The organism is Nocardia acidivorans NBRC 108247 (assembly GCF_001625085.1).
GTDB lineage: Bacteria > Actinomycetota > Actinomycetes > Mycobacteriales > Mycobacteriaceae > Nocardia > Nocardia acidivorans.
Window position 1 is genome coordinate 1 of record NZ_BDAW01000136.1, and the last position, 5366, is coordinate 5366.

Annotated in this window: 3 rRNA genes; all 3 read left to right on the plus strand. The window is 55.7% G+C overall.

What is annotated here, in order from left to right:
* Positions 1–192: 192 nt before the first annotated feature.
* The 3 genes from NA10_RS34930 (at position 193) to rrf (ending at position 5358) form a co-directional block, all read left to right on the plus strand.
* Positions 193–1710: ribosomal RNA gene (locus tag NA10_RS34930) — 16S ribosomal RNA — on the plus strand.
* A gap of 296 nt (positions 1711–2006) precedes the next feature.
* Positions 2007–5128: ribosomal RNA gene (locus NA10_RS34935) — 23S ribosomal RNA — on the plus strand.
* 113 nt (positions 5129–5241) lie between these two features.
* A 5S ribosomal RNA gene (gene rrf / locus NA10_RS34940) occupies positions 5242–5358 on the plus strand.
* The 16S, 23S and 5S rRNA genes sit together here, the layout of an rRNA operon.
* Positions 5359–5366: the final 8 nt, after the last annotated feature.

The following is a 5366-nucleotide window of genomic DNA, read 5'->3' on the forward strand; positions in this document are numbered from 1 at the left end:
TTCTTTGAGAACTCAATAGTGTGTCGATGAATGTCAGTGCCAATTTTTTATTGGTTCCGGCCTTCCACACCCCCGTGTGGGTGGGTCGGACATTTAGTCAGCAAATACTTTTGCTGGCGTTTGATTTTGCCAAGGTTTTCGGACTCTGGTTAATTCTTCCAATTGCACCTTTCGGGGTGGGGTTGAGAGTCTTCAACGGAGAGTTTGATCCTGGCTCAGGACGAACGCTGGCGGCGTGCTTAACACATGCAAGTCGAGCGGTAAGGCCCTTCGGGGTACACGAGCGGCGAACGGGTGAGTAACACGTGGGTGATCTGCCTCGCACTCTGGGATAAGCCTGGGAAACTGGGTCTAATACCGGATACGACTATCGGATGCATGTCTGGTGGTGGAAAGGTTTACTGGTGCGAGATGGGCCCGCGGCCTATCAGCTTGTTGGTGGGGTAACGGCCTACCAAGGCGACGACGGGTAGCCGACCTGAGAGGGTGACCGGCCACACTGGGACTGAGACACGGCCCAGACTCCTACGGGAGGCAGCAGTGGGGAATATTGCACAATGGGCGAAAGCCTGATGCAGCGACGCCGCGTGAGGGATGACGGCCTTCGGGTTGTAAACCTCTTTCGACAGGGACGAAGCGCAAGTGACGGTACCTGTAGAAGAAGCACCGGCCAACTACGTGCCAGCAGCCGCGGTAATACGTAGGGTGCGAGCGTTGTCCGGAATTACTGGGCGTAAAGAGCTTGTAGGCGGTTCGTCGCGTCGATTGTGAAAACTTGGGGCTCAACTCCAAGCTTGCAGTCGATACGGGCGAACTAGAGTACTTCAGGGGAGACTGGAATTCCTGGTGTAGCGGTGAAATGCGCAGATATCAGGAGGAACACCGGTGGCGAAGGCGGGTCTCTGGGAAGTAACTGACGCTGAGAAGCGAAAGCGTGGGTAGCGAACAGGATTAGATACCCTGGTAGTCCACGCCGTAAACGGTGGGTACTAGGTGTGGGTTTCCTTCCACGGGATCCGTGCCGTAGCTAACGCATTAAGTACCCCGCCTGGGGAGTACGGCCGCAAGGCTAAAACTCAAAGGAATTGACGGGGGCCCGCACAAGCGGCGGAGCATGTGGATTAATTCGATGCAACGCGAAGAACCTTACCTGGGTTTGACATACACCGGAAAGCTGTAGAGATATGGCCCCCCTTGTGGTCGGTGTACAGGTGGTGCATGGCTGTCGTCAGCTCGTGTCGTGAGATGTTGGGTTAAGTCCCGCAACGAGCGCAACCCTTATCTTATGTTGCCAGCGCGTAATGGCGGGGACTCGTGAGAGACTGCCGGGGTCAACTCGGAGGAAGGTGGGGACGACGTCAAGTCATCATGCCCCTTATGTCCAGGGCTTCACACATGCTACAATGGCCGGTACAGAGGGCTGCGATACCGTGAGGTGGAGCGAATCCCTTAAAGCCGGTCTCAGTTCGGATCGGGGTCTGCAACTCGACCCCGTGAAGTTGGAGTCGCTAGTAATCGCAGATCAGCAACGCTGCGGTGAATACGTTCCCGGGCCTTGTACACACCGCCCGTCACGTCATGAAAGTCGGTAACACCCGAAGCCGCTGGCCTAACCCGTAAGGGAGGGAGGCGTCGAAGGTGGGATTGGCGATTGGGACGAAGTCGTAACAAGGTAGCCGTACCGGAAGGTGCGGCTGGATCACCTCCTTTCTAAGGAGCACTTCTCCACGACTCTTCACATAGGTGGATGATGTTGTGGCAGAGACCGTTTCGGAAACAAACGTTTTCCGGCGGACGCTCATGGGTGGAACACTGACAAGTTTTTCCTTCGGGAGAATATATCGACACACTGTTGGGTCCTGAAAGAACAGACGTTCTTTCTAGGCTGGATAACGACGAGACTGACCTTTCAGTCATACCGCCGAGCGTGCTCGGGCTGGTGCTGAGATTAAGTGTCTTTCTCGTGTGTTGTTTGAGAACTGCACAGTGGACGCGAGCATCTTTGTTAGTAAGTGTGTAAGAGCGTACGGTGGATGCCTTGGCACCAGGAGCCGATGAAGGACGTAGTAGGCTGCGATAAGCCTCGGGGAGCTGTCAAACGAGCTGAGATCCGAGGATTTCCGAATGGGGAAACCCAGCACGAGTGATGTCGTGTTACCCGCCACTGAATATATAGGTGGTGTGGAGGGAACGTGGGGAAGTGAAACATCTCAGTACCCACAGGAAGAGAAAACAACAGTGATTCCGTGAGTAGTGGCGAGCGAAAGCGGAAGAGGCTAAACCAGGGGCGTGTGATAGCCGGCAGGCGTTGCGTTTCTGGGGTTGTGGGACCTACTTTCTTGTTTCTGCCGAGACAAGCGGAAGTCAGAAAAGATCGTGTTAGTCGAATTGGTCTGGGACGGCCAACCGTAGACGGTGAGAGTCCGGTAGACGAAAACGCGTTCTCTTTCGTAGTAGGCACCCGAGTAGCAGCGGGCCCGTGAAATCTGCTGTGAATCTGTCGGGACCACCCGATAAGCCTGAATACTACCTGGTGACCGATAGCGGACTAGTACCGTGAGGGAAAGGTGAAAAGTACCCCGGGAGGGGAGTGAAATAGTACCTGAAACCGTGCGCTTACAATCCGTCAGAGCCTTCGAACTTCGGTTTGTGGGGTGATGGCGTGCCTTTTGAAGAATGAGCCTGCGAGTCATCGGTGTGTGGCGAGGTTAACCCGTGTGGGGTAGCCGTAGCGAAAGCGAGTCCGAATAGGGCGAACTCCAGTCGCACACTATGGACCCGAAGCGGAGTGATCTACCCATGGCCAGGGTGAAGCGACGGTAAGACGTCGTGGAGGCCCGAACCCACTTAGGTTGAAAACTGAGGGGATGAGCTGTGGGTAGGGGTGAAAGGCCAATCAAACTCCGTGATAGCTGGTTCTCCCCGAAATGCATTTAGGTGCAGCGTCACGTGTTTCACACCGGAGGTAGAGCTACTGGATGGCCTAGGGGGCCCACAAGCTTACCGAAGTCAGCCAAACTCCGAATGCCGGTGTGTGAGAGCGTGGCAGTGAGACTGCGGGGGATAAGCTTCGTAGTCGAGAGGGAAACAGCCCAGATCGCCGGCTAAGGCCCCTAAGCGTGTACTAAGTGGAAAAGGATGTGGGGTCGCGAAGACAACCAGGAGGTTGGCTTAGAAGCAGCCACCCTTGAAAGAGTGCGTAATAGCTCACTGGTCAAGTGATCCTGCGCCGACAATGTAGCGGGGCTCAAGTACACCGCCGAAGCCGCGGCATTCACACATTATCCCGCCTTCGGGCCAGGAGTGTGGATGGGTAGGGGAGCGTCCTGTGGCCAGGGAAGCGGCGGAGTGATCCAGCCGTGGAGGCCATGGGAGTGAGAATGCAGGCATGAGTAGCGAAAGACGAGTGAGAAACTCGTCCGCCGAATGACCAAGGGTTCCTGGGCCAGGTTAATCCGCCCAGGGTGAGTCGGGACCTAAGGCGAGGCCGACAGGCGTAGTCGATGGACAACGGGTTGATATTCCCGTACCCGTGTATCCGCGCCAAATATCGAATCATTTGTGCTAAATGTCCAAAAGTTCCTTGATTCCGCCTTCGGGTGGGAGGGGGAATGGCTGCACATGACCCCGGGTGTAGTAGGTAAGCGATGGGGTGACGCAGGAAGGTAGCTGGGCCCGGTAATGGTTGTCCGGGTGTAAGCCTGTAGGGCGTTGTGTAGGCAAATCCGCACAACATATGGCCTGAGAGGTGATGCGTAGCCGATTGAGGCGAATTCAGTGATCCTATGCTGCCGAGAAAAGCCTCTAGTGAGTTGGTACACGGCCCGTACCCCAAACCGACACAGGTGGTCAGGTAGAGAATACTAAGGCGATCGAGATAACTGTGGTTAAGGAACTCGGCAAAATACCTCCGTAACTTCGGGAGAAGGAGGGCCTTGTCTGGTGATCGGACTTGCTCCGGGAGCTGGGTGAGGTCGCAGAGACCAGTGAGAAGCGACTGTTTACTAAAAACACAGGTCCGTGCGAAGTCGTAAGACGATGTATACGGACTGACGCCTGCCCGGTGCCGGAAGGTTAAGAGGACCGGTTAGCCCGTAAGGGCGAAGCTGAGAATTTAAGCCCCGGTAAACGGCGGTGGTAACTATAACCATCCTAAGGTAGCGAAATTCCTTGTCGGGTAAGTTCCGACCTGCACGAATGGCGTAACGACTTCTCAGCTGTCTCAACCACAGACTCGGCGAAATTGCAGTACGAGTAAAGATGCTCGTTACGCGCGGCAGGACGAAAAGACCCCGGGACCTTCACTATAGCTTGGTATTGGTGTTCGGTACGGTTTGTGTAGGATAGGTGGGAGACTGTGAAGCATGCACGCCAGTGTGTGTGGAGTCGTCGTTGAAATACCACTCTGATCGTATTGGACCTCTAACCTCGGACCCTGATCGGGTTCAGGGACAGTGCCTGGTGGGTAGTTTAACTGGGGCGGTTGCCTCCCAAAATGTAACGGAGGCGCCCAAAGGTTCCCTCAGCCTGGTTGGCAATCAGGTGTCGAGTGCAAGTGCACAAGGGAGCTTGACTGTGAGACCGACAGGTCGAGCAGGGACGAAAGTCGGGACTAGTGATCCGGCACCGGCAAGTGGAAGCGGTGTCGCTCAACGGATAAAAGGTACCCCGGGGATAACAGGCTGATCTTCCCCAAGAGTCCATATCGACGGGATGGTTTGGCACCTCGATGTCGGCTCGTCGCATCCTGGGGCTGGAGTAGGTCCCAAGGGTTGGGCTGTTCGCCCATTAAAGCGGCACGCGAGCTGGGTTTAGAACGTCGTGAGACAGTTCGGTCTCTATCCGCCGCGCGCGTCAGAAACTTGAGGAAGGCTGTCCCTAGTACGAGAGGACCGGGACGGACGAACCTCTGGTGTGCCAGTTGTCCTGCCAAGGGCACGGCTGGTTTGCTACGTTCGGAAGGGATAACCGCTGAAAGCATCTAAGCGGGAAGCCTGTTCCAAGATGAGGTTTCTCACCCCCTTCGAGGGGTTAAGGCCCCCAACAGACCATTGGGTTGATAGGCCGGAACTGGAAGCCCAGTAATGGGTGCAGGTGACCGGTACTAATAGGCCGAGGACTTACCAACAAAGAAGCTACGCGTCCACTGTGCGGTATCTGAAACAACACACAGATACTCAGAAGCACCACAACATCTTTCGAGATGGAGTGAGTCGCTCTCTGTGTACAGTTTCATAGAGTTACGGCGGCTATAGCGGTGGGGAAACGCCCGGTCCCATTCCGAACCCGGAAGCTAAGGCCACCTGCGCCGATGGTACTGCACTCGACAGGGTGTGGGAGAGTAGGACACCGCCGGAACATCATTC